General features: G+C 38.7%; 23 protein-coding genes and 1 other RNA gene. 9 read left to right on the top strand and 15 right to left on the bottom strand.

What is annotated here, in order from left to right; all coding sequences use genetic code 11:
- Positions 1-57: 57 nt before the first annotated feature.
- Genes MWU56_RS06235 through MWU56_RS06220 form a run of 4 tightly spaced genes read right to left on the bottom strand, consistent with a single transcriptional unit; the run spans position 58 to position 3,798 of the window.
- Complete coding sequence (locus MWU56_RS06235) at positions 58-219, bottom strand: hypothetical protein (RefSeq protein WP_247043059.1); 162 nt, start codon at positions 217-219, stop codon at positions 58-60.
- A gap of 17 nt (positions 220-236) precedes the next feature.
- Complete coding sequence (locus MWU56_RS06230) at positions 237-701, bottom strand: hypothetical protein (protein WP_247043057.1); 465 nt, start codon at positions 699-701, stop codon at positions 237-239.
- Positions 702-735: 34 nt separating this feature from the next.
- Positions 736-2,607, bottom strand: coding sequence for a ribosomal protection-like ABC-F family protein (gene abc-f / locus MWU56_RS06225; RefSeq protein WP_247043056.1), 1,872 nt, complete (start codon positions 2,605-2,607; stop codon positions 736-738).
- Between the two features lie 21 nt (positions 2,608-2,628).
- Positions 2,629-3,798, bottom strand: a complete 1,170-nt coding sequence (locus MWU56_RS06220) for a DUF4105 domain-containing protein (protein ID WP_247043054.1) — start codon at positions 3,796-3,798, stop codon at positions 2,629-2,631.
- 101 nt (positions 3,799-3,899) lie between these two features.
- Between MWU56_RS06220 and MWU56_RS06215 the strand changes: the two genes are divergently transcribed.
- Positions 3,900-4,625, top strand: a complete 726-nt coding sequence (locus MWU56_RS06215) for a CDP-alcohol phosphatidyltransferase family protein (protein ID WP_247043052.1) — start codon at positions 3,900-3,902, stop codon at positions 4,623-4,625.
- A gap of 3 nt (positions 4,626-4,628) precedes the next feature.
- Here MWU56_RS06215 and lptB read toward each other — a convergent pair whose 3' ends face one another.
- From lptB to MWU56_RS06195, 4 genes are read right to left on the bottom strand one after another with little or no spacing between them, the layout of a single operon-like run.
- A complete protein-coding gene (lptB, locus tag MWU56_RS06210) occupies positions 4,629-5,369 on the bottom strand; it encodes an LPS export ABC transporter ATP-binding protein (protein ID WP_247043050.1) in 741 nt (246 codons plus the stop codon).
- Between the two features lie 57 nt (positions 5,370-5,426).
- Positions 5,427-5,777, bottom strand: a complete 351-nt coding sequence (locus MWU56_RS06205) for a carboxymuconolactone decarboxylase family protein (protein WP_247043048.1) — start codon at positions 5,775-5,777, stop codon at positions 5,427-5,429.
- Positions 5,767-6,609, bottom strand: coding sequence for a twin-arginine translocase subunit TatC (gene tatC, locus MWU56_RS06200; RefSeq protein ID WP_247043047.1), 843 nt, complete (start codon positions 6,607-6,609; stop codon positions 5,767-5,769). The genes MWU56_RS06205 and tatC overlap by 11 nt, the downstream gene beginning before the upstream one ends.
- Positions 6,609-7,574 carry an SIS domain-containing protein gene (locus tag MWU56_RS06195; RefSeq protein WP_247043046.1) on the bottom strand — a complete coding sequence of 322 codons (966 nt, stop codon included), beginning with the start codon at positions 7,572-7,574 and terminating at the stop codon, positions 6,609-6,611. The genes tatC and MWU56_RS06195 overlap by 1 nt, the downstream gene beginning before the upstream one ends.
- 182 nt (positions 7,575-7,756) lie before the next feature.
- Here MWU56_RS06195 and MWU56_RS06190 point away from each other — a divergent pair, with 182 nt between their 5' ends.
- Positions 7,757-9,958: a RecQ family ATP-dependent DNA helicase gene (locus MWU56_RS06190; protein ID WP_247043045.1), complete on the top strand. Its 2,202-nt coding sequence runs from the start codon at positions 7,757-7,759 to the stop codon at positions 9,956-9,958.
- Here MWU56_RS06190 and MWU56_RS06185 read toward each other — a convergent pair.
- From MWU56_RS06185 to MWU56_RS06175, 3 genes are read right to left on the bottom strand one after another with little or no spacing between them, the layout of a single operon-like run.
- Positions 9,955-10,266 (bottom strand): CCC motif membrane protein, encoded by a 312-nt coding sequence (locus MWU56_RS06185; RefSeq protein ID WP_247043044.1) that lies wholly within the window; start codon positions 10,264-10,266, stop codon positions 9,955-9,957. The two genes, MWU56_RS06190 and MWU56_RS06185, sit on opposite strands and share 4 nt — an antisense overlap.
- 9 nt (positions 10,267-10,275) lie before the next feature.
- Complete coding sequence (locus MWU56_RS06180; protein ID WP_247043043.1) at positions 10,276-10,599, bottom strand: CCC motif membrane protein; 324 nt, start codon at positions 10,597-10,599, stop codon at positions 10,276-10,278.
- A gap of 11 nt (positions 10,600-10,610) precedes the next feature.
- A complete protein-coding gene (locus MWU56_RS06175) occupies positions 10,611-10,922 on the bottom strand; it encodes a DUF2752 domain-containing protein (RefSeq protein WP_247043041.1) in 312 nt (103 codons plus the stop codon).
- A gap of 80 nt (positions 10,923-11,002) precedes the next feature.
- Between MWU56_RS06175 and MWU56_RS06170 the strand changes: the two genes are divergently transcribed.
- The gene (locus tag MWU56_RS06170) at positions 11,003-11,545 is read left to right on the top strand and encodes a Smr/MutS family protein (protein ID WP_247043040.1); all 543 of its coding nucleotides are present in this window, start codon (positions 11,003-11,005) and stop codon (positions 11,543-11,545) included.
- Here the strand turns inward: MWU56_RS06170 and MWU56_RS06165 are convergent.
- The gene (locus MWU56_RS06165) at positions 11,542-12,063 is read right to left on the bottom strand and encodes a hypothetical protein (protein WP_247043038.1); all 522 of its coding nucleotides are present in this window, start codon (positions 12,061-12,063) and stop codon (positions 11,542-11,544) included. The genes MWU56_RS06170 and MWU56_RS06165 overlap by 4 nt on opposite strands.
- A 110-nt stretch (positions 12,064-12,173) precedes the next feature.
- Between MWU56_RS06165 and MWU56_RS06160 the strand changes: the two genes are divergently transcribed.
- Positions 12,174-13,322, top strand: coding sequence for a cysteine desulfurase family protein (locus MWU56_RS06160; RefSeq protein WP_247043713.1), 1,149 nt, complete (start codon positions 12,174-12,176; stop codon positions 13,320-13,322).
- 2 nt (positions 13,323-13,324) lie between these two features.
- On the opposite strand, the gene MWU56_RS06155 is transcribed toward MWU56_RS06160, so the two are convergent.
- Together MWU56_RS06155 and MWU56_RS06150 are read right to left on the bottom strand one after the other, a co-directional pair.
- Positions 13,325-13,972 (bottom strand): hypothetical protein, encoded by a 648-nt coding sequence (locus MWU56_RS06155; RefSeq protein ID WP_247043036.1) that lies wholly within the window; start codon positions 13,970-13,972, stop codon positions 13,325-13,327.
- Between the two features lie 133 nt (positions 13,973-14,105).
- Positions 14,106-15,797, bottom strand: coding sequence for a M23 family metallopeptidase (locus MWU56_RS06150; RefSeq protein WP_247043034.1), 1,692 nt, complete (start codon positions 15,795-15,797; stop codon positions 14,106-14,108).
- Positions 15,798-15,964: 167 nt separating this feature from the next.
- Between MWU56_RS06150 and MWU56_RS06145 the strand changes: the two genes are divergently transcribed.
- The 5 genes from MWU56_RS06145 (at position 15,965) to MWU56_RS06125 (ending at position 18,858) form a co-directional block, all read left to right on the top strand.
- The gene (locus MWU56_RS06145; RefSeq protein WP_247043032.1) at positions 15,965-16,255 is read left to right on the top strand and encodes a hypothetical protein; all 291 of its coding nucleotides are present in this window, start codon (positions 15,965-15,967) and stop codon (positions 16,253-16,255) included.
- Positions 16,256-16,269: 14 nt separating this feature from the next.
- Positions 16,270-16,563: a cell division protein ZapA gene (locus tag MWU56_RS06140; RefSeq protein ID WP_247043030.1), complete on the top strand. Its 294-nt coding sequence runs from the start codon at positions 16,270-16,272 to the stop codon at positions 16,561-16,563.
- Between the two features lie 54 nt (positions 16,564-16,617).
- Positions 16,618-16,727, top strand: a non-coding RNA gene (gene ssrS, locus MWU56_RS06135) — 6S RNA.
- Between the two features lie 52 nt (positions 16,728-16,779).
- Entirely contained in the window at positions 16,780-18,351 is a 1,572-nt protein-coding gene (gene rny / locus MWU56_RS06130; RefSeq protein ID WP_247043027.1) for a ribonuclease Y, read from the top strand.
- Positions 18,352-18,429: 78 nt separating this feature from the next.
- Positions 18,430-18,858, top strand: a complete 429-nt coding sequence (locus MWU56_RS06125; RefSeq protein WP_247043025.1) for a CBS domain-containing protein — start codon at positions 18,430-18,432, stop codon at positions 18,856-18,858.
- 34 nt (positions 18,859-18,892) lie between these two features.
- On the opposite strand, the gene MWU56_RS06120 is transcribed toward MWU56_RS06125, so the two are convergent.
- Complete coding sequence (locus tag MWU56_RS06120) at positions 18,893-20,953, bottom strand: DUF349 domain-containing protein (RefSeq protein ID WP_247043024.1); 2,061 nt, start codon at positions 20,951-20,953, stop codon at positions 18,893-18,895.
- Positions 20,954-20,957 lie beyond the last annotated feature (4 nt).

Below are 20,957 nucleotides of genomic sequence, written 5' to 3'. Positions count from 1 at the left end.
GGTCAGTGGTCCATGGCAGCAGTCAATAGACTCTATAAGTGAATTATAGTTTGTAGATTATGGTCGCTCTTTCTTGTCATGTTGGCGTTTTCCCTCCATAAACCTGCGCGACTTTCTACGTTTTGTCGCTTTTCTGTTTCTGAATAAAATAATCAGATAGATAAGCCCCAAAACGGCAAGTACATACCATATTGTGTTATTTGTTAATACACTTTCCATAAGCTAAAATTACCGTTTTAAATTCGAATCGTGAAATGTTCTTTAACTTGTTCGCTTCTTATAAAGATAAGGCCACAATGGTACATATCAATACTTACAGTAATGCTTGCTAGAGCGATCAACTGCTGCCATTGTTCCAATCTTTCCTCATTTTGATAGATTGACTGGATCAAAATAAGACTATCGTTGTGGAATTTTCCTTCGGATAGCATTTTTTGAAAAGATGGAGCGTTCAACTCCTCAACAAAAAGCATATCGATGTCAGTATCATTGAATTCAATTTTGGGATAGTGTTGTTTAACCAATTTCGCGATGGATTTATTAGTTATAGAGATGTTTTCAATATTGAAATAAGCTATGCTCTTGAGCAGTACATTGATACTTTTGTTCTTGTGGAGCCTTTTTTTAGAATAGAGACATTGGGTCACAAATTTATATATGAAGGGAGAGTGCACACCATGTTCATTGGTGGACTTAATCAAAAAAAACAGGTATGAAACAGCTCCAAACCACATTTTACTCTTCTAACATGGAAGAAAGTTCAAACCAACGCTCTGTTTTTTGTTCGATGGCATCCGTTACTTCCTTAAGTTCTATGGATAGGTTGGCTATTACATCGCCATCCAATTCTGGGTCGGTGAATTTGTTTTGAAGTGTCAGTTTTTCTGCTTCTAGTCTTTGTATGGTCTTTTCCAGCTGTTTGTATTCCTTTTGTTCAGCATAAGAAAGTTTGTTACCGCCGGTGTCCCGCCAATTGTTTTTTGTTTTTTCTGAAGAAAGAGTCTTGTTTTCTCTTTCTTCTAATACTTTACTGTCTTCGTATATTCTATAATCGGAATAGTTGCCTGGAAAATTTTCCACAACTCCATTTCCTCTAAAAACGAATAAATGGTCCACAATTTTGTCCATAAAATAACGGTCGTGGGAAACCACGATCAAACAGCCGGGAAAATCCAGTAGAAAACTCTCCAGTACATTTAAAGTAACAATATCCAAATCGTTAGTGGGTTCATCCAGGATAAGAAAATTGGGATTTTGGATAAGAACTGTACACAAGTACAACCGTTTCCGTTCTCCTCCACTCAATTTCTCGACAAAATCGTATTGCTTTTTTCGGTCAAAGAGAAAACGTTCCAATAATTGTTGAGCAGAGATTTGTCGGCCTTTTTTTAAGGGAATATAATCTCCAAATTCGCGGATGACATCAATGACTTTTTGGCCTTTTTTATCAGGAATCCCCTTTTGTGTATAGTAACCAAACTTTAAGGTGTCACCAACCACGACTTTACCGCCTTCAACCGCTTCTTGTTGGGTTATAATGTTCAGGAAAGTGGATTTTCCTGTTCCGTTTTTCCCAATGATGCCCACACGTTCACCTTTGGTGAAGTTATAATCAAACTTATCTAAAATTACCTTGTCCCCATAGGCTTTGGAAATATTGTGAAGTTCTAAAATTTTACTTCCCAAACGCTCCATGTTGAGTTCCAATTGAACTTCGTGTTCATTTCGCCGTTGATGGGCACGCGTTTTTATTTCGGCAAAATCATCGATCCTGGACTTGGATTTTGTAGTACGGGCCTTTGGTTGTCTCCGCATCCATTCCAATTCCTTTTTATACAACATTTTAGATTTTTGTTGCTCTACGGCCTCACGTTCCATGCGGGAATCCTTTTCATTTAAGTAGTAGGAATAATTGCCTTTATATGTATACAATTGGTTGTTGTCCAATTCTAATATTTCGTTGCATACCCTATCCAAAAAATAACGATCATGGGTCACCATGAACAAAGTTATGTTCTCTTTGGCAAAATAAGCCTCGAGCCATTCTATCATTTCAAGGTCCAAATGGTTGGTCGGTTCATCCAGAATCAATAAATCTGGTTTGTTGAGCAAGGCATTTGCTAGGGCCAAGCGCTTTTTTTGTCCGCCAGATAGCGTTGCAACCTTTGCGTCGAGTTTGGTAAGCTGTAGTTGGAAAAGAATCTGTTTGTACTGTGTCTCAAAGTCCCAAGCATCCAGCCGTTCCATGGCTTCAAAAGATTTTTGGTATTGTTCCGTGTCCTCTGGATTGTCAACGGCTTTTTCGTAGGCAGCGATTACCTTCAGGATTTCATTATCGGTAGTGAAAATGGTTTCCTCAATGGTTAAATTTGGATTCAAGTCCGGTTCCTGCTCCAAAAATGAGATTTTGATGCCCTTCCGCGTTGTTACTTGCCCAGTTTCCGAGGTATCCTTCCCGGACATAATATTTAGGATGGAGGTTTTTCCACTTCCGTTCTTGGCTATGAGCGCAATCTTTTGATCCTTGTTTATTCCAAAGGAGATATCAGAGAATAGAACCAGTTCCCCGTACGATTTTGATATATTTTCAACCGTTAATAAATTCATAGGTATTGTTTGTGGACCAACCTACAATTTGGAATACTTGATTATATACAGGTATCGGATGGCCAAGGTCAAAAGTAGTGGAATCAACACAGGAGAAAAAATCTGAACCCCAATTATCCATACCAAAATCATAATGGCGATCAATCCTAACGCAGACCATAGATATTTTGGCACCCATTTGGGGACTTTATCTTGAAACACAAGTGTAAAAGCGGCTAGAATATTGATAGGGAAGGCCCATAAAATGTTATAATTATAAGGAGTTGAGGTATGGTCCGCCGCAACCCATAGTAAAAATAAAAAGGTTCCTGCCAATCCAGTTATAAACAAAAGTGAAAAGTCCAACCAACGGCTACGCGCTTTGTGCTTAAAATCAAAATAAGTAATGATTCCGGTAAAAGCCATAAGCAACATAAACCAAAACAATGGAGAAAGTGGGAAATAGCCGTTTTTGGTATGTTCGCTATAGTCTAAAATAGTACGTTCACGTTTTACCAAAGGTTTACCGTTCAAGGTTGTGTGGCGGAGTTGCTCCATCGTATAATAGGGTAAAAACATATGTTCTTGCACGGTAGCCTTTCTATCTACGGGAGAGCCAAATGCCAAATCAATTCCAAACATAGCCCAAGTATTCACATCCATAAACTGACGTACCAACTGGCGGAAAGTATATTGTTTATCGAGATAGGAGCCATCAATAACAATATCCTTACCAAATTGATTTTTTAAAATATCCCCTGTAATACTTGAACAGTTGTTTAAAAGTGGATCGTATAGGTAATCTCGATTTTCAGGTAAATAATTTTGTTCAAAAAAAGCAAGTAATTGGTTGCGCTGGCTTAGGTTTAGGTCTAAAATTTGTTCTTTCACCCACCTTTTCTCCAACTCGTATTCGTAGAGAAACATTTCAATATTTTTACGGGACAGGGAATAAATCATTTTTCCCTTGGTGAAATTCAAGTAGAAATTAGGCTGATTAAAATCGAAGGTTCCATAGTTGTAGACAATATCAATCCCAAGTGTTGGTTCCTGTACCCGAAAAGCAGTATGTCCAAAAGCAGAGTACAACTCATCACCTGTTGCGCAAGTAATCAAACTTATTGTCGAATCTTCGGTAAGTTGGGGGGCTTGGGAAAAAAGAAATTTCCCGATTACAAAGAAAAATAATAAAAGAAGGCCCTTTTGCTTCATTCTGAATTTTATGAACGCAAATATCTGAATAAAAATGACTCCTTCGTTCCAATAAAGGAAACAGTTTATTTTTTACCTTATTTTTACGAAAATCTTGATATATGAAATCCTATATACCCAATCTATTAACCATGCTGAATGTTCTAAGCGGCTGCATTGCCACCGTATTTGCGGTGCTCAATCATTTGGAATGGGCAGCTCTTTTTGTGCTCATAGGGATTTTCTTTGATTTTTTTGATGGTTTGGCGGCACGTGCGTTAAACGTGCAGAGTGAGATAGGAATTCAGTTGGATTCATTGGCCGACGTAATAACCAGTGGACTTGTGCCAGGAGTGGTTATGTTTCAGCTATTGAGTATGGCGGAACGGGGTGGATGGAACCTTGGGTTTATTGGTCACGATACCGAACTTACCTTTTTACCCTTTGTAGGGTTCGCAATTACGATGGCATCCGCCTACCGATTGGCCAAGTTTAATGTAGATGAGGATCAAGTATCATCTTTTATTGGACTGCCCACGCCTGCAAATGCACTTTTGATTCTCTCTTTGCCCATGATTCTTTTGTATCATAACAATGAAATGTTGAACAACATTATCCTTAACCCTTGGTTTTTGGTGATTTTAACTGTTTTATGCTCTTATTTATTAAACTCTCCTATCAGATTGTTTGCTTTAAAGTTCAAAAACTGGAAGTTTAAAGATAATGGTGTACGCTATCTTTTTATCATTGGAAGTTTGGTACTGCTTATTACACTGCGCTTTTTAGCGATACCTGTGATAATACTGTTCTATGTTTTAGCGTCGCTGTTAGTGCCCTCGGACAAGTAAGTTTTAGAAATCCAATTTCTTTTTCCGTAACTCAAAGTTTTGCCCTAGGTAAACTTTTCTTACCATTTCATCCATGGCCAATTCTTCTGGAACCCCCGCTTTAAGGATGCCACCTTCGAACATGAGGTAAGAGCGTTCTGTAATGGCCAATGTTTCCTGTACGTTATGGTCGGTAATCAAAATACCTATATTCTTGTTCTTTAATTGGGCGACAATGCGCTGTATATCTTCTACTGCAACGGGATCTACTCCAGCAAAAGGTTCATCCAACAGAATAAATTTAGGATCGGTGGCCAAGGCACGCGCAATTTCGGTACGGCGACGTTCTCCACCAGATAATAGATCTCCACGACTTTTACGTATATGGCCTAGGCCAAATTCGTCAATCAGGGACTCCATCTTCATGTGTTGTTCTTTTTTGCTCAAATTAGTGAGCTGCAATACACTGAGGATATTTTTTTCTATACTTAGTTTTCGAAAAACTGAGGCTTCTTGAGCCAAATAGCCAATGCCGTTTTGGGCTCTTTTGTACATAGGAAAACTGGTGATGTTCATATCATCCAAGTATATGTTACCACCATTGGGCTTAATCAAACCGACAATCATGTAGAACGAAGTGGTTTTACCTGCTCCGTTTGGACCTAAAAGCCCAACAATTTCACCTTGGTTTACTTCTAAGGAAATGCCCTTAACAACTTTTCGGCCACGGTAGGCCTTCATTATATTTTCTGCGCGTAGCTTCATAGGAACTTGCCAAAACTAAACATATTCTTTTTGTGGCGCATGGTCTTTTGGTTTTTTTTAAGCTTCGCTTTTTTCCAAATCTTCCCAATATTCATGCGCGCGGCGAAGATGTGGTATCACAATGGTTCCACCGACCAAGGTGGCTATACCCAAGGTTTCCATGACTTCTTCTTTTTTGGCTCCGGCTTTTTTGGAACTTTCCAAATGGTATTTTACACAATCGTCGCATCGGAGCACAGCAGATGCGACCAGTCCTAAAAGTTCCTTGGTCTTCACATCCAAGGCACCTTCCATAAAAGCGTTGGTATCCAGATTGAAAATGCGTTTGATGAGCTTGTTGTTCTCGGCAAGAAGCTTATCGTTCATTCTTGTTCGATAGGCATTGAATTCTTCTACTTTATTCGGCATTATTTCTAGCTTTCTCTTTTTTAGCTTCTTTTTTAACTACCATTTTGGAAATGAATATGCTTACTTGATACAAAATGAGTACAGGTATACATACAATTATTTGACTGGTAACATCTGGAGGTGTAATGATTGCTGATAGTACCAAAATGATCACCAATGCAATTTTTCGGTATTTCTTCAGGATTTCTGGTGTTACCAATCCTACCTTGGTCAAGAAGAAAATAACAATGGGCAGTTCAAACATTATTCCACAGGCGATTACCGAAGCCCTTACCGTCCCGATATACGAGGCAAGGTCGATTTCATTCAGTACTTCTTTACTAACTTGGTAGGATCCTAAAAAGTTGATGGATAATGGAGCAACTATATAATATCCAAATAATACACCTAAAAAGAACAGACCAGAAGCTGTAATAATGAATCCCCTAGAATGTTTCCTTTCGTTCTCGTAAAGCCCCGGGCTAATAAATTTCCACAATTCATATAAAATATAAGGAAAGCCAAGAATTACCCCAGCCCAAATAGATGTCCAGATATGTGCGGAAAACTGTCCTGCCATCAATCTACTTTGGATGGTAAATGGAATTGTATCGCTACAGAACTCGGAATCTACCCCGAAGAACTTTCCAATGTTGCAAAAGAACTGATAGGTTGGAAAATCCATGTTCTTGGGACCGAACAATATTGTATCAAAAATAAAGCCTCTAAATACAAATGCTACGCAGGCAATTATAACAATTGCTAAGGTGGAGCGCACCAAATGCCAGCGTAATTCTTCCAAATGGTCCAAAAAGGACATTTCATCTGGACTTTTTCTCTCTTTTTTTGCCATTATAGGATTCCCTCATTTATAAGGTTATGAATATGGACCACTCCCGCATATGTTTCCCCATCAAAAGCCAATAACTGGGATATGCTTGTTTCTTGTAGCATTTTAAGAGCCTTGACAGCCAAGGTATCTACATCTATAGTTTTCGGGTTGGAAGTCATAATGTCCTTCGCTGTTAGTCCACTAATATTATCGTATTTACTCAACATTCTTCGAACATCACCATCGGTAACAATGCCGACCACCTTGTCTTTGTCCAGTACTGCGGTAACTCCAAGCATTTTTTCGGATATTTCCATAATTACATCTTTTACTTTGGAATTGATGTCCACCTGTGGCTTTTGATTGTTCACCACAATATCGGCAACGCGCAAATATAATTTTTTCCCCAAAGCCCCACCTGGATGATATTTGGCAAAATCGGAACTACTGAACCCTTTCAATTCCAATAAACAAATTGCAAGGGAATCTCCCATGGCCATTTGAGCCGAGGTACTTGTGGTGGGTGCCAAATTATTTGGGCAAGCTTCTTTTTTTACATGGGTGTTCAGAACAAAATCTGCTTGTTTTGCCAAGACAGAGTCCATATTTCCGGTGATGCCGATTAACTTGTGCCCTCTAATTTTTATTAAGGGAAGCAATGCTTTTATCTCTGGGGTGTTTCCGCTTTGTGACAGACATATGACCACATCGTTGTTTTGGATGGTGCCCAAATCTCCATGTATCGCATCTGCGGCATGCATAAAAATGGCAGGTGTACCGGTAGAGTTTAATGTTGCAACAATTTTGGATGCTACGATGGCACTCTTGCCTATACCGGAAACAATAACTCTTCCTTCCGATTCTAAAATATGTTGTACGGCGTGCGCAAATTGATCGTCCAAAAGATCGATTAGATTGGCTATGGCCTTACTCTCTATTTCGAGAGTTCTCTTTGCTGTAGATAAAATTGACTTAATGTCGTTCAAAGTAAATAACCGATTAACTGATTGTATTCCTAAAAGAATGTCTTATATTTAAAATTACAAAACTAATCAAACTATCTTTTACAGACTATTTGTAAGAGAAATTAGATTTCTTAGTAATTTAACGGACAAAAACAGCATCAACTACCTTTTAGGTTGCTTGAAATAAATTGAAAAATGCGGAAATGAGCCTAACGAACACTGATTTGCATTCCTCGCTCAAAAAATATTTTGGTTTCTCAAAGTTCAAAGGATTACAGGAAGGTGTAATCCAAAATATATTAAGTGGTAAAGACACTTTTGTAATTATGCCCACTGGGGGGGGGAAATCCCTTTGCTATCAGTTGCCGGCACTTATGGAAGAAGGAACAGCAATAATTGTATCCCCCTTGATTGCCCTTATGAAGAACCAGGTAGATGTCATCAGAGGAATATCGGAGCAGCATGGTATTGCACATGTATTGAACTCATCATTGACAAAAACAGAGGTGAGACAGGTGAAAGAGGATATTACCAACGGTGTTACCAAATTACTATATGTGGCTCCAGAATCCCTCACCAAGGAGGAAAACGTGGATTTTTTAAGAAAGGTGAAACTTTCTTTTGTTGCTGTAGATGAAGCCCATTGTATCTCGGAATGGGGGCACGATTTTAGACCTGATTACCGGAATCTTCGTAGTATCATAAATAGGTTGGGAGATAATATTCCAATAATTGGACTTACCGCCACGGCTACACCAAAGGTGCAGGAAGATATTATTAAAAATTTGGGTATGACAGATGCAAAGGTTTTCAAAGCATCGTTCAATAGACCAAATTTATTTTATGAGGTGCGTCCAAAAACCAAGAACGTAGATGCTGATATAATTCGCTTTGTAAAACAAAATCAGGGAAAATCTGGAATTATTTACTGCTTGAGTAGAAAGCGTGTGGAGGAATTGGCTCAGGTACTACAGGTAAATGGGGTCAGTGCCGTACCTTATCATGCAGGGTTCGATGCCAAAACCCGCTCAAAATACCAAGATATGTTCCTCATGGAAGAAGTGGATGTTGTTGTTGCAACTATTGCTTTTGGTATGGGAATAGATAAACCAGATGTGCGTTTTGTAATCCATCATGATATTCCTAAAAGTATTGAGAGTTATTATCAAGAAACCGGCCGTGCAGGTAGAGATGGGGGCGAAGGACATTGTTTGGCCTACTATGCTTATAAAGATGTAGAAAAACTGGAAAAGTTCATGTCGGGTAAACCAGTGGCCGAGCAAGAGATTGGAAATGCCTTATTACAGGAAATTGTAGCTTATGCCGAAACATCCATATCCCGTAGGAAATTTATACTTCACTATTTCGGGGAGGATTTTGATGAGGTGAACGGCGAAGGAGCCGATATGGACGATAACTCAAGAAACCCTAAGCCCAGAGTAGAAGCTAAGGAGCAAGTGGTTAAGCTATTGAGCGTGGTAAGGGACACCAAAGAAAAGTTTAAAACCAAAGAAATTGTTAGGGTTTTGGTCGGACAGACAAATGCCATGCTATCTTCCCACAGAACAGATGAAAAACCTTTTTTCGGAATAGGAAAAGAAGAGGATAAACCTTTTTGGATGGCTTTGACGCGACAGGTATTGGTTGCCGGTCTCTTAAAAAAAGAAATTGAGCAGTATGGGATTCTTCATTTAACAGAAGCAGGTAAAATGTACATTGCCAATCCGGAGTCGTTCATGATGACTAAGGATCATGTGTATTCTAAAGATGATACAGGTAATATTGTGGTCGCCGAAAAATCGGGAGGCGCTGTTGCCGATGAAAATTTATTGAAATTATTAAAAGACCTTCGAAAAAAAGAAGCGCTAAAAAGGGAAGTTCCTCCTTTTGTGGTTTTTCAAGACCCTTCTTTGGAAGATATGTCACTAAAATACCCAGTGACCATGGAAGAACTTTTAAATATACAGGGTGTAGGTGAAGGAAAGGCAAAAAAATATGGAAAGCCTTTCGTGGAAATGATTTCTACGTATGTGGAGGAAAATGAAATCATTAGACCAGATGACCTAGTTGTGAAAAGCACGGGTGCAAATTCTGGTTTAAAGCTCTATGTAATACAAAGTGTTGACAGAAAATTATCTTTGGATGATATTGCTTCCGCCAAAGGGTTGGAACTTCCCGAACTAATAAAAGAAATGGAGCAGATTGTTTTCAGTGGAACAAAACTGAACATTGGTTACTGGATCGATGAAATATTGGATGATGACCAACAAGAAGAAATCCACGATTACTTTCTAGAAGCCGAAAATGACTCCATTAATTCCGCCATTGACGAATTTGATGGCGATTACGAGGATGAAGAGCTTCGTTTGTACCGGCTTAAATTTATAAGTGAAGTGGCGAATTAAAATTCGCCACTATATTCACCGGTAGTTAAAATAGCAATGATAAATCCAAAATAAAGGATGAAAATCACTAGGAAGATCAACGCTAGGGCTAATCCGATATAGGATAATATCTTTCCCGTTTTTACATTGCTGTAATCCGTGTAGTTTTCTGGGTTTTGTTGGTATAATCCGTTAGCGGTCTTCGCCTTAACCAATCCTATGATACTGAATATTGCACCTAATGGACCACAACAAAACAGGGTGCCGACAATGGAAAGTATCCCCATTGTCAACACGGTGCTTGCCCCAGGTAAGGGTTGTTGGTTCATATTGTTAATTTATTGATATTGTTCCATCATTTCATTAACCTTGTCCATGTAGCCATCCCAGCCACCCATTTGGCTGACAGACCATAATGTGTAAATCAAATAAAGTGCTCCAATTGCCATTCCTATAATGGCTAAAATTTTTACAGTTTTAAGCGTACTGTAATTTTTATACAAGTCTGGATTTTCTGCATATGTGCTCTCATCTTTTTTAATTAAGAAAAAAGCTATGCCGCCAAGTACAAGGCCGGGCACACCTCCAAAACAACAACAGAGGAATGATAAAATGGCCAACACTAGGGCGATGGTTACATTAGGAAGATTTTTTTGTTCCATGGTTAAAATGTTTAGTTTATAAATTTGATTAGGTAATTTATTAAAATTAAAACAACAGAGGCTACTCCCAGTCCAATGATTGACCGGTTATCGATTTTTAAATTAAAAACCTTCGTGCCAATGACCGCTGCAAAAAGTGGTAATATGGTATAAATGGCCGGATACATGTGAAATGCGGCCACAAACTCACCATGCAACAATAAGTCAAGCGAGCGTTGCATTCCACATCCGGGACAATCCACTCCCAAAAGCTGTTTGTTAAGACATGGAAGCATATAATCCTGTAAATTAATGGCGTATATGAATGGTCTTAGGTGTATCATAGTCTGTAGTGCCCGAAAAATACTATTATTTTTGTATTCAGGTTTAATTTTCGCATCATTTTTTACTATAACAATTAAATATGGGCAAGTTTTCGGTTGGTGATAGGGCAGAGGTTTTGGATGAGGCTGTTTCTGGCATAGTTCAATTAATAGAAGGCGATTCGGTGACACTGCTTACAGATGATGGTTTTTCCCTTCAATATGCTGTTGATAGTCTTGTAAAAATTGAAGGGGATATTGCCGTAACCAATTATGAAGCTGCCCAAATAAAAAAACAAAAAGAGCAACCAAAGAAAAGAAAAGCTCCGACGATTAAATCAAAGGAACGGAATACTCCCAAAATGGAAGTGGATCTTCATATTCATCAATTGGTGAAATCCAGTAGGGGCATGAGCAATTACGATATGCTCAACATTCAATTGGATACTGCAAAGCGGCAATTGGATTTTGCCATTAGAAAACGTATACAAAAAGTAGTGTTCATACACGGGGTTGGCGAAGGTATCTTAAAGGAAGAATTACGGTATCTTTTTAAAAGGTACGAGAACGTAAAGTATTACGACGCTGATTATCAAAAATATGGACTTGGAGCTACCGAGGTGTATATTTATCAAAATAATTAATCGGGCACATTTGTGGTTACATCCCCAAATTCACTAATGGCTAAATTGGTAATGCGTTCTCCACTTTCTGTAACAAAGGAAATGCCGCTTAAACTTATGGTGTGAACAAACACAGTAGCGTCATCTGGGTCAATCACAGTTTCAACTATTACTTGGCCTCCTTCGGCTTCAACTTCGGTAACGACTGTGGGTTCGGCAGGAGGAACGTCGTCACAAAAGTATCCATCATCCACGGTATCGGAAAAAATACGGTAAGTAACCTGCGATTGGCTAGGAACAGTACTTTCGGATGTAACGGTCTCGCCAACTTCACCATTGTTTAAAACGCCACTTTGAAGTTCCAAAATAAGGGCTTCACTATCGTTTATTTTAAATAACAAATTCTTGGAATCGGTTGTTGGTTCGGAACAGTATTCCAATGATACACTATCAAAGTCAATGGTCTCAATTTCAAGGTCACCATCGCTACAAGAAAAGAGTATGCCCGAACAAAGAGCTAAAAGGATGAATTTTCTCATAGTCCAAATTTAATGTAATTCCATTTTAATACCCCAATTCCTGGATATAGTTTAAAAGAAATTAACTTTATTTCATGTACTTTTACACCTCTTTAAAAGTGAACTCAGCCATGCAAAAAGTATATCTGGATAACGCTGCCACAACGCAGGTAAGAAAAGAAGTAATAGAACGTATGCAAGAGGCTCTTGCCCAGCATTATGGGAATCCATCTTCTACCCATAGTTTTGGAAGATCGGCAAAGACCGCCGTTGAGCAAGCGCGGAAAACGGTAGCTAAGACCTTGAATGCCCAACCATCTGAAATAATTTTTACATCAGGTGGAACTGAGGCGGACAACATGATTTTGAGGTGTGCGGTAAGGGATCTTGGTGTGAAGACCATTATTACCTCCAAAATAGAGCACCATGCCGTTTTACATACTGTGGAAGAGCTGGAAAAAGAATACAATATTGCTATTTGGTATGTGGATTTGGATAAGTTCGGAAATCCAAAACTCGATCACTTGGAACAACTCCTGCAAGAGGACGATTCCAAGAAATTGGTCAGTTTAATGCATGTGAACAATGAGATAGGTAATATTACGGATATTGCGGCTGTTGGTGCTCTTTGTAAAGAGTACAATGCACTATTTCATTCGGATACGGTACAGTCCATTGGACATTACCCCTGGGATGTACAAGCTGTTCCTGTTGATTTTATGACTGCGGCAGCACATAAATTCCATGGGCCAAAAGGAGTTGGTTTTGCTTTTATCCGTAAAAATTCAGGATTAAAACCGTTGATTTTTGGTGGCGCCCAAGAAAGAGGTTTTAGAGCTGGAACTGAGCCCTTTCATAACATTGTTGGATTGGAAGAAGCTTTTATCAAGGCATATGAGCATTTGGAGGAGGAGACCAATAAAGTTAAGGAGCTCAAAAGATACTTCTTGGACAAAATCGGCAAAGAAATTCCCGAAGCAACTTGTAATGGTCTTTCTGGCGATTTGGAAAAAAGCACCTATACCTTGACGAACATACGCTTGCCTTTGGATAAACAAAAAGGATTAATGCTGTTGTTCCACTTGGATATGAAGGGAATTGCTTGTTCGAAGGGTAGTGCGTGCCAGTCCGGAAGTAACCTTGGTTCCCATGTACTTTCCCAGATCTTGTCGGAAGAGGAGTTGGAGAAGCCAAGTTTACGTTTTTCTTTCTCTATGTACAACACTAAAGAAGAATTGGACTATGTGATTGAGGTTTTAAAAGAGTTCGCCAAAGCTTAGATCTAGTTTTTAGCTCTTTTTTTCTCCCTGTCATATGGGAATTTCCTAGATGCGGTTTTCATCATTTTATCGATGAGCTCAGTGGTGTTTTTACCGGTTTTTTTGGAGATTTCGTTCTCGTACTTCCAAAGCAGTTTACCAGTTTCACCGTCACTTACCTTAACCCCGATTCTACCATAGTTGGCATTCCCGCTAAAATAATCCAGGATACTAAAATCCGTGGGCACGCCTTCAGATAGCAAAATGTTAAGATTTAGATTGCCACTTATAATTCCATCGACTTTCAATATCTCGCACAATTCTTGCGTGGTAAAAGTGTCGATATTGTTATAATCGATATCGTTTTGGGTCAAAATAGCATTGGTGTTATTGATGTTCTGGAAATCAACATTAAACTTTTTACGAGATTTTCTTTTGGAGAAATACATCTCCAGTGCGTTTTGTACGGCATAACCCTCTTTTTGGGCCAGTACCTTTAATTCATTCATGTCCACTGCCATTTTCAGTTCCAAGTGCGCTATAAAAGGAATAATGGCCAACACCTCATGATTGTTCGTGAGTTCATCAAACCTAATGTTTTCATAGATGTTCTTTTGGGCCGATACCATAACGGAAATCAAAAGAATAACAACGAAGACGATTTTTTTCATTAATCAATTTTTAATTTAACACCTCTTAATTGCTAGCTTCGGATGGTAAAAAGTTTAGGTTGATTTGCTTTTAAGGATTGGTGAAAAAAAACTATAGAGTGGTCGAGGCTACAATTTGTTTGCAAAAGTAAGTCTATTTCCTGAAAAAATTACTGGTAAAGATAGTGGAGTTGCCTACATTATCAATTACAGTGACTTTTAGTTCGCACTCGGTATCGTTAGTGACGTTATCTTCAAAATTATAAGTTATGGTGTTTGTCTTGGGTTCGTATTCCATAAGTATCCATTTGCCATTTAAGGTGGCCGAATAGGAGTCGATTCCACTAAGGTCATCTGTAATGCTTAGACTTAAGTAATTATAGTTGCTAAGCCATTGTTTCTCCTTGAAGTTTTTTGGACTTACCTTGGGCGCAATGGTATCCCTTACCAATGTGTAGGTGCCCAAAGTACGAGTTCGGGTCGTAAATGAGCCATCTCGCTTGTAGGTTTTTGAATAGGACGGCCTCATTTTACTGTTCAAGTGTGCAATAAACATTTGCTTCTTTTCTTCGGTCGTGTAGTTTGATGGGTCAAAACTAATGGTGAAATTTCGGTGCGCTGCCACACTATTGTCGTGTATGGTGACGGTATCTTTTCCCTTTTCTAGTTTGATGAAAAAATCTTCGTAAAATGTATTTGCAGGAAAAAACACTTTTGCCGCACCAAGGTCAAAGTTGTTGGGTTTGTTTGCAATTACAAAATTATCCGTGGTTTCATCTTCCTTCGCAATTTTTATCTCTTGCTTTTTTCCTTCTATGGGAATAATAAGCTTTGTAGTGTTTCCCGCTAGGTCTGATATGAGCAATTCCACATTATAAGCCATGCCCTCTCTTATATTTATTTTACCATCATTGTAAAGGGATTTATAAATGCTCAAATGGTTGTAAGGCTCTTTAAAACATTTTTGGATACGCTGTCGATGATCATAAAAATGAGCATAATCAATAAGGGTGTTGATATATCTGGTCTCACCAAAAGAGAAAGATTCAAAATCAAATTCTGAATAAACCTTTCCGTTAACAATTTGTTTTATGGCATAAACCCCATTTTTGTTAGCGGCCATGTCCAAACGGTCAAAACTGTTGATGCCTAAACCAATAGTACCTAGCGCGATTACTTTATCGGCCAAATACGAGCCATCAGCTTGTCTGGTATAGTTCAATTGGATTTTTTTAGCGCTATGGTTTATCAAAGCATCGTTGGACAATGGGTATCCAAATAGTCCTAGGACCGAAGGATCTGTGGCATCTCTAACATCATAACCGTACAACAGTGGATTTGTAGGTTTACCGTTTACGCTATTCCGTATTTCGAAATGAAGATGAGGTCCTGCCGACCCTCCAGTATTTCCCGAGTAGGCAATGATGTTTCCCTTTGTAACCTTAAGTTCGCCGTAATCGGGAAACATTTCTACTTCATACGATTGTTTTTGATACTGTATTTTTTTTACATATTCCTCAATCTCTGGACCAAATTTTTTAAGGTGGGCGTAAACCGATGTATATCCGTTCGGATGTGCAATGTAAAGAGCTTTTCCATAGCCCCAATGTGAGACTTTGATTCGTGTAACCGTGCCATCCTCAATGGCAAAAATGGGCAAACCCTCTCTTTGCTGGGTTTTTATGTCCATGCCAGAGTGGAAGTGGTTGGACCGCAACTCACCGAAAGTTCCTGCCAAAACCAATGGAATATCCAAAGGAGAACGGAAGGTGTCTTGGGGATATTTTTTTTGTGCAGGTAAATATAGTGTGATCAAAAAAAGGGCTAAAAAAAAATTACAACGCATAAAAAACCAATATTTTCTTACGAAAGTAACCAATGTTTTGCTTTGAGAAAAAGATTTAAGGGGCCGCCGAGTGTCTTCAAGCAAAGCTTTAAGAATAAATCTTAAAAGTATTGCGAGGTTGCATTAGGTTGGTTAACTTTGTGTAATACGTATTGTTGTTTGCATATATGAGCGAACTTGTTGAGATTGTGGATTCTTTAGAGAACAAGGTGAGCAAGCTGCTGCACAAAATGGAGCTGTTGCACCAGGTCAATGCCAAATTGAAAAAGGAATACGAACTTCTAAAAGAGGAAAACGAACTTAAACAGAATGCTATAAATGAATGGGAGGAAAAATATGACTCCCTGAAAATGGCGAACACGATGCTGGGTAGTAATACAAGTAAAACAGAAGCTAAGCTCAAGATAAATACATTGATTCGCGAACTTGATGTTTGTATAGCAAAATTAGCGGATTAATTGGCACCGAAATTATGGACGAGAAGCTCAAAATAAAGCTTTCCATTGCAGATAGGGTTTATCCTTTAACGATTGATCCAAAGCAAGAAGAAGGGTTGCGCAAAGCGGCTAAGAACATAGAAAATCTGGCAAAAAAATTTGAGCAAAATTATGCCGTTCGGGATAAGCAAGATGTATTGGCCATGTGCGCCTTGCAGTTTGCTTCTAAAATTGAGCAAGGAGGAATAGATCGTTCGGAAAATGCGGAGGTCACTATGCAGCGCCTTAGAGCATTGGACGAATTGGTTCATTCTAAATTGGGGGAATAAGTTCTTTTAAATAAAATATTGTTACTGCCCACATTGGTAATTAATTTTTGACAAACTCAACACTATTATAATTAGAAAGGGTGAGTTTAGGTTGTAAAAGCAGGCCCTACTTGTATAGGGATCCTTGATCAGTCTGTTAGCCCTAAACCTGTAATTAGGAGTTTGTACAAAACTTCGGCCGATGTGGGCTTTTTTTTTAACTAAACACAAGCAAACATGGATAATATCATATTAATTGTAGTGGCAGCGGTTGTGGGGCTGGCAATAGGTTTCGCAATTGCAAAGATGATGGAGAAAGGCAAAGCATCCAAAACCATTGCAAATGCAAAGAAGGAATCGGCAGACATCATTAAAGAAGCGAAGAAAGAAGGAGAAAGTATAAAGAAAGATAAGATTTTCCAAGCCAAGGAAAAGTTTTTGGAGCTGAAAGCTGAGCATGAGAAGGTAATTATCAATAAAGATAAAAAGATTGGGGAAGCTGAAAAGAGAACCAGGGACAAAGAATCTCAAGTAAGTAGTGAGCTTGCCAAAAACAAAAAACTTAACGAACAACTACAGGAAAAAATAAAAGAGGTTACCTTTAAAAGTGAAATACTCGAGAAAAAACAATCCGAAGTAGAGAAGCTGCATAAGAGTCAAGTTCAACAACTGGAAGTAATATCTGGACTTTCCGCAGAAGATGCTAAAAGTCAATTATTGGAATCTTTGAAAGAAACTGCGAAAAGTGATGCCATGACTTATCTTCAAAGTACGTTGGAAGAGGCAAAGCTAACCGCACAGCAGGAAGCCCGTAAAATTGTGGTGAACACTATACAACGAATTGGGACGGAGGAAGCTGTAGAAAATTGTGTTTCCGTTTTCAATTTGGAGTCCGATGATGTAAAAGGCCGTATTATCGGTCGTGAAGGAAGAAACATTCGTGCCTTGGAATCTGCTACAGGTGTTGAAATTATTGTAGACGATACTCCTGAGGCTATTATCCTATCTTGTTTTGATTCAGTAAGAAGGGAAGTTGCCCGTTTATCATTGCATAGGTTGGTCACCGATGGAAGAATACATCCAGCACGTATTGAAGAGGTGGTGAAGAAGACGGAAAAGCAAATCAACGAAGAAATCGCAGAGATTGGTAAGCGAACCGTAATTGATTTGGGTATCCATGGATTGCATCCAGAATTGATAAAAGCTGTAGGACGAATGAAGTATCGTTCATCATACGGACAAAACTTATTACAACACTCAAGAGAGGTTGCGAAACTCTGTGGTGTAATGGCCGCGGAATTGGGATTAAATCCAAAACTTGCCAAAAGAGCCGGATTGCTACATGACATTGGTAAAGTTCCCATGGCCGAAGTTGAAGTAGAGACACCACACGCCATTTTAGGAATGCAATGGGCACAGAAATATGGTGAGAAAGATGAAGTGTGCAATGCAATCGGAGCCCACCATGATGAAATTGAAATGACCACCCTGATTTCTCCTATAGTACAGGTGTGTGACGCCATAAGTGGTGCACGCCCAGGAGCTAGGAGACAAGTATTGGATTCCTATATTCAGCGTTTAAAGGATTTGGAAGATATAGCCTTTGGTTTCAATGGGGTGCAGAAGGCTTATGCCATCCAAGCTGGTAGAGAGCTACGTGTGATTGTTGAAAGCGAAAGAGTCAATGACGACAAAGCTGCTGAGCTGTCCTTTGAAATATCACAAAAAGTACAAACTGATATGACTTATCCCGGCCAGGTAAAGGTTACCGTAATTCGGGAAACACGCTCTGTGAATGTGGCCAAATAGCAAGAGCTGACAATTATCATACTTTTCCAGTTATTATAACATTAATTTTATTTAATGAATCTTAAACTACTGGAAACTATGAAAATTGGTATACCTGTTTCGAAAATAATGACCAAAAACTTGGTGACATTGAGTGTCAAGGATGATTTGGTGACTGCTGAAGGACTTTTTAAAAAGCATCATATACGACATATTCCTGTAGTGGAGAACAATACTATTAAAGGTATGTTGAGCCACACAGATTTAATGCGAATCAGTTTTGCCGATGCTATAGATGATAATGAGCAATCTGTGGACACCATCGTTTACAACATGTTTACTATTCCACAAGTTATGGTGCATGATGTTGTGAGTGTAACTTCTGATACGACTATCAGGGAAGTAGCGGAAATCTTATCTAAAAAGGAGTTTCATGCCTTACCGATAGTGGATGATGGAAAGCTAAAAGGAATCGTTACTACAACGGATCTTATACAATACTTTTTAAAAAATATAGATAATAGTTAACTCGTGTTGATTAAGAGTGAGTAAGTCAGTTGACTTACTCCTCTTCATTGACGTTTTCTTCTTCTTCTTCTTCGGTTTCTTTATTGATTTTACGCTCTAAAATGTTAAGCCTCTTCATTTTTTCTTTCCAAGTGAGAAGCGCTTCTTTTTGTTTATCCAGTTTTTGGATAACCTCTTTGACCAAAGGATTGTCTTCGGAATCATTGGAGAAAAACTGAAGGTTGTTTTCCAATTGGCGAATTTCTGATTTTACCTCGTCAATCTTGCGTCTTACAAAAACGCGTTCGTTGCCAATGGCATAATTGTCCTCGGTTTTGGCAAGTTCCTGAACCTTGTTTCCATATTTGAGTAGTTCGGACTCTTGTTTGCCAATCCCCAGCTTTTTAAAAAGGGCATCCACAATTTTATTGAACTTGCTATTGATATGTTTCTTGTTGTAAGGGATGCGCCCATATTCTTTCCATTCGGCCAAAAATTGTTTAAGATCTTCAAGATCTTTCTTTTTATCGCCACTTAATTGAAACTTTTTAAGGCGGTCCAAACATTCATTTTTCTTTTTAAAATTTTCAAATTCTTCATTATGCGCATCATTTTTTTCTGCGTGTAAACGATCAAAGTAATGGTTGCAAGCATTTTTGAATTCTTTCCAAATTTTATCGGAAAATTTTCTGGGAACATGGCCAATTTTTTTCCAGTCCTTTTGTATACGCTTCATTTGTGGGGTAACCTCAGACCATTCATCGCTATCCTTTAAGGAAATGGCCAAAGCCAATAGTTCCTTCTTTTTTTCCAGGTTTGTTTGTTGTTCTTTTTTCTGATTTTTATAAAAAGCATTTTTAGACCTGTTGAACTTGCGAACGGTTTCTTTGAAATTGTTCCAAGTTTTCTCATTTACTTTCTGTGGCACCTTTCCAGCCTTGAAAAACAAATCTCTTAGTGCTTCGACTTCTTTTATTTGTTGCTGAATGCCTCGATGGTTGTCCGCCACATTCTCTGAAATTTTTTCTAAAGAAGCAATAATTTCTTGCTTTTTCTCCAGGTTCTCCTCATAGACCTTTTCCTGTTCCTGAAAATGTTCTTGCCTACGTTGATGCATTGCCTTTGTGGCATTACTGAACTTTTCCCAGATTTCTTCTCGATGTTCTTTGGCCACTGGGCCAATATCCTCTTTCCAAATCTTGTGGAGTGTTTGAAGCTCTCTAAAGGCTTTGCCTAAATCGGGTTCTTCAACCAAAGCTTGTGCTCGCTCTACCAGTTTCTGTTTTTCCTCAAGGTTATGTTTAAAATCTAAATCGCGCAATTCACGGTTCAGATGTAGAAAATCATAAAAGATTTCCATGTGGTGGTGATAGGTGCGCCAAACATCGCTATAATTCGTGCGTGGAATGGGTCCAGCATTTCTCCAGCGGTTCTGAAGGTCTTTAAAATTGTTATAGGTGGTATTTATATCCTCCTCAATGTCAATCAGTCCTTTCAATTCTTCTATAATATCCAACCTTTTTTTTAGGTTGTCTTTTAAGGACTGGTCAAGTTTTTTATAGTACTGGTCTCGTTTTTCACGAAAGTCCGCATACACTTCATTAAATTGCCTTTTGGCCACCGAATTGTATCTAAAATCTATTTCGTTTCCTCCTTTGGATACAAACTCTTCCTTTTTCTCATCTAGAAATTCTTGAAACTTTTGGTCAAACTCGTACTTTATGGCACTCACGTGTTTGCTTATCGCTTGCACTTTTTCATTCTTGACCAAACGTTGTAATTCTCCAACGAGGTTTTCCATGGACATGGAATGGTAGTCCAACACTGGGATAGTATGCCGCTTTTCGTTTTCGCTGTCTTCGGCATCCTCTGCATTGGATTCGTCTATTTCGTCCAAATGTTCATTGGACTCATTCTTTTCGCTACTTTCTTTGTCGCTTTCAACTTTAGGAGCAGTATCCTTATCAGGAACTTTTTCTTCCTCGTTTTCAGACGTTGCCGATTCGGACGGTTTTGGTTCTGCTTTATTACTTTCTTCCAAATGTCCTTGCGTGTTTTCTGACGTTTCTTCTATTCCACCTTCAGCTTGCTGAAGTTTACCATCGTTTTCCTGCATTAGT

Origin of the sequence: Allomuricauda sp. F6463D (genome assembly GCF_023015965.1) — a bacterium.
Taxonomy (GTDB): domain Bacteria; phylum Bacteroidota; class Bacteroidia; order Flavobacteriales; family Flavobacteriaceae; genus Flagellimonas.
This window is presented reverse-complemented; position numbering and strand designations above follow the sequence as displayed.

Bases quoted from the DNA above. Each gene is read 5' to 3' on its own strand.
- MWU56_RS06235 (WP_247043059.1), bottom strand. From the start codon at position 219: ATGGAAAGTGTATTAACAAATAACACAATATGGTATGTACTTGCCGTT.
- abc-f (WP_247043056.1), bottom strand. From the start codon at position 2,607: ATGAATTTATTAACGGTTGAAAATATATCAAAATCGTACGGGGAACTG.
- MWU56_RS06220 (WP_247043054.1), bottom strand. From the start codon at position 3,798: ATGAAGCAAAAGGGCCTTCTTTTATTATTTTTCTTTGTAATCGGGAAA.
- MWU56_RS06215 (WP_247043052.1), top strand. From the start codon at position 3,900: ATGAAATCCTATATACCCAATCTATTAACCATGCTGAATGTTCTAAGC.
- lptB (WP_247043050.1), bottom strand. From the start codon at position 5,369: ATGAAGCTACGCGCAGAAAATATAATGAAGGCCTACCGTGGCCGAAAA.
- MWU56_RS06205 (WP_247043048.1), bottom strand. From the start codon at position 5,777: ATGCCGAATAAAGTAGAAGAATTCAATGCCTATCGAACAAGAATGAAC.
- tatC (WP_247043047.1), bottom strand. From the start codon at position 6,609: ATGGCAAAAAAAGAGAGAAAAAGTCCAGATGAAATGTCCTTTTTGGAC.
- MWU56_RS06190 (WP_247043045.1), top strand. From the start codon at position 7,757: ATGAGCCTAACGAACACTGATTTGCATTCCTCGCTCAAAAAATATTTT.
- MWU56_RS06185 (WP_247043044.1), bottom strand. From the start codon at position 10,266: ATGAACCAACAACCCTTACCTGGGGCAAGCACCGTGTTGACAATGGGG.
- MWU56_RS06180 (WP_247043043.1), bottom strand. From the start codon at position 10,599: ATGGAACAAAAAAATCTTCCTAATGTAACCATCGCCCTAGTGTTGGCC.
- MWU56_RS06175 (WP_247043041.1), bottom strand. From the start codon at position 10,922: ATGATACACCTAAGACCATTCATATACGCCATTAATTTACAGGATTAT.
- MWU56_RS06170 (WP_247043040.1), top strand. From the start codon at position 11,003: ATGGGCAAGTTTTCGGTTGGTGATAGGGCAGAGGTTTTGGATGAGGCT.
- MWU56_RS06165 (WP_247043038.1), bottom strand. From the start codon at position 12,063: ATGAGAAAATTCATCCTTTTAGCTCTTTGTTCGGGCATACTCTTTTCT.
- MWU56_RS06160 (WP_247043713.1), top strand. From the start codon at position 12,174: ATGCAAAAAGTATATCTGGATAACGCTGCCACAACGCAGGTAAGAAAA.
- MWU56_RS06155 (WP_247043036.1), bottom strand. From the start codon at position 13,972: ATGAAAAAAATCGTCTTCGTTGTTATTCTTTTGATTTCCGTTATGGTA.
- MWU56_RS06150 (WP_247043034.1), bottom strand. From the start codon at position 15,797: ATGCGTTGTAATTTTTTTTTAGCCCTTTTTTTGATCACACTATATTTA.
- MWU56_RS06145 (WP_247043032.1), top strand. From the start codon at position 15,965: ATGAGCGAACTTGTTGAGATTGTGGATTCTTTAGAGAACAAGGTGAGC.
- MWU56_RS06140 (WP_247043030.1), top strand. From the start codon at position 16,270: ATGGACGAGAAGCTCAAAATAAAGCTTTCCATTGCAGATAGGGTTTAT.
- rny (WP_247043027.1), top strand. From the start codon at position 16,780: ATGGATAATATCATATTAATTGTAGTGGCAGCGGTTGTGGGGCTGGCA.
- MWU56_RS06125 (WP_247043025.1), top strand. From the start codon at position 18,430: ATGAAAATTGGTATACCTGTTTCGAAAATAATGACCAAAAACTTGGTG.
- MWU56_RS06120 (WP_247043024.1), bottom strand. From the start codon at position 20,953: ATGCAGGAAAACGATGGTAAACTTCAGCAAGCTGAAGGTGGAATAGAA.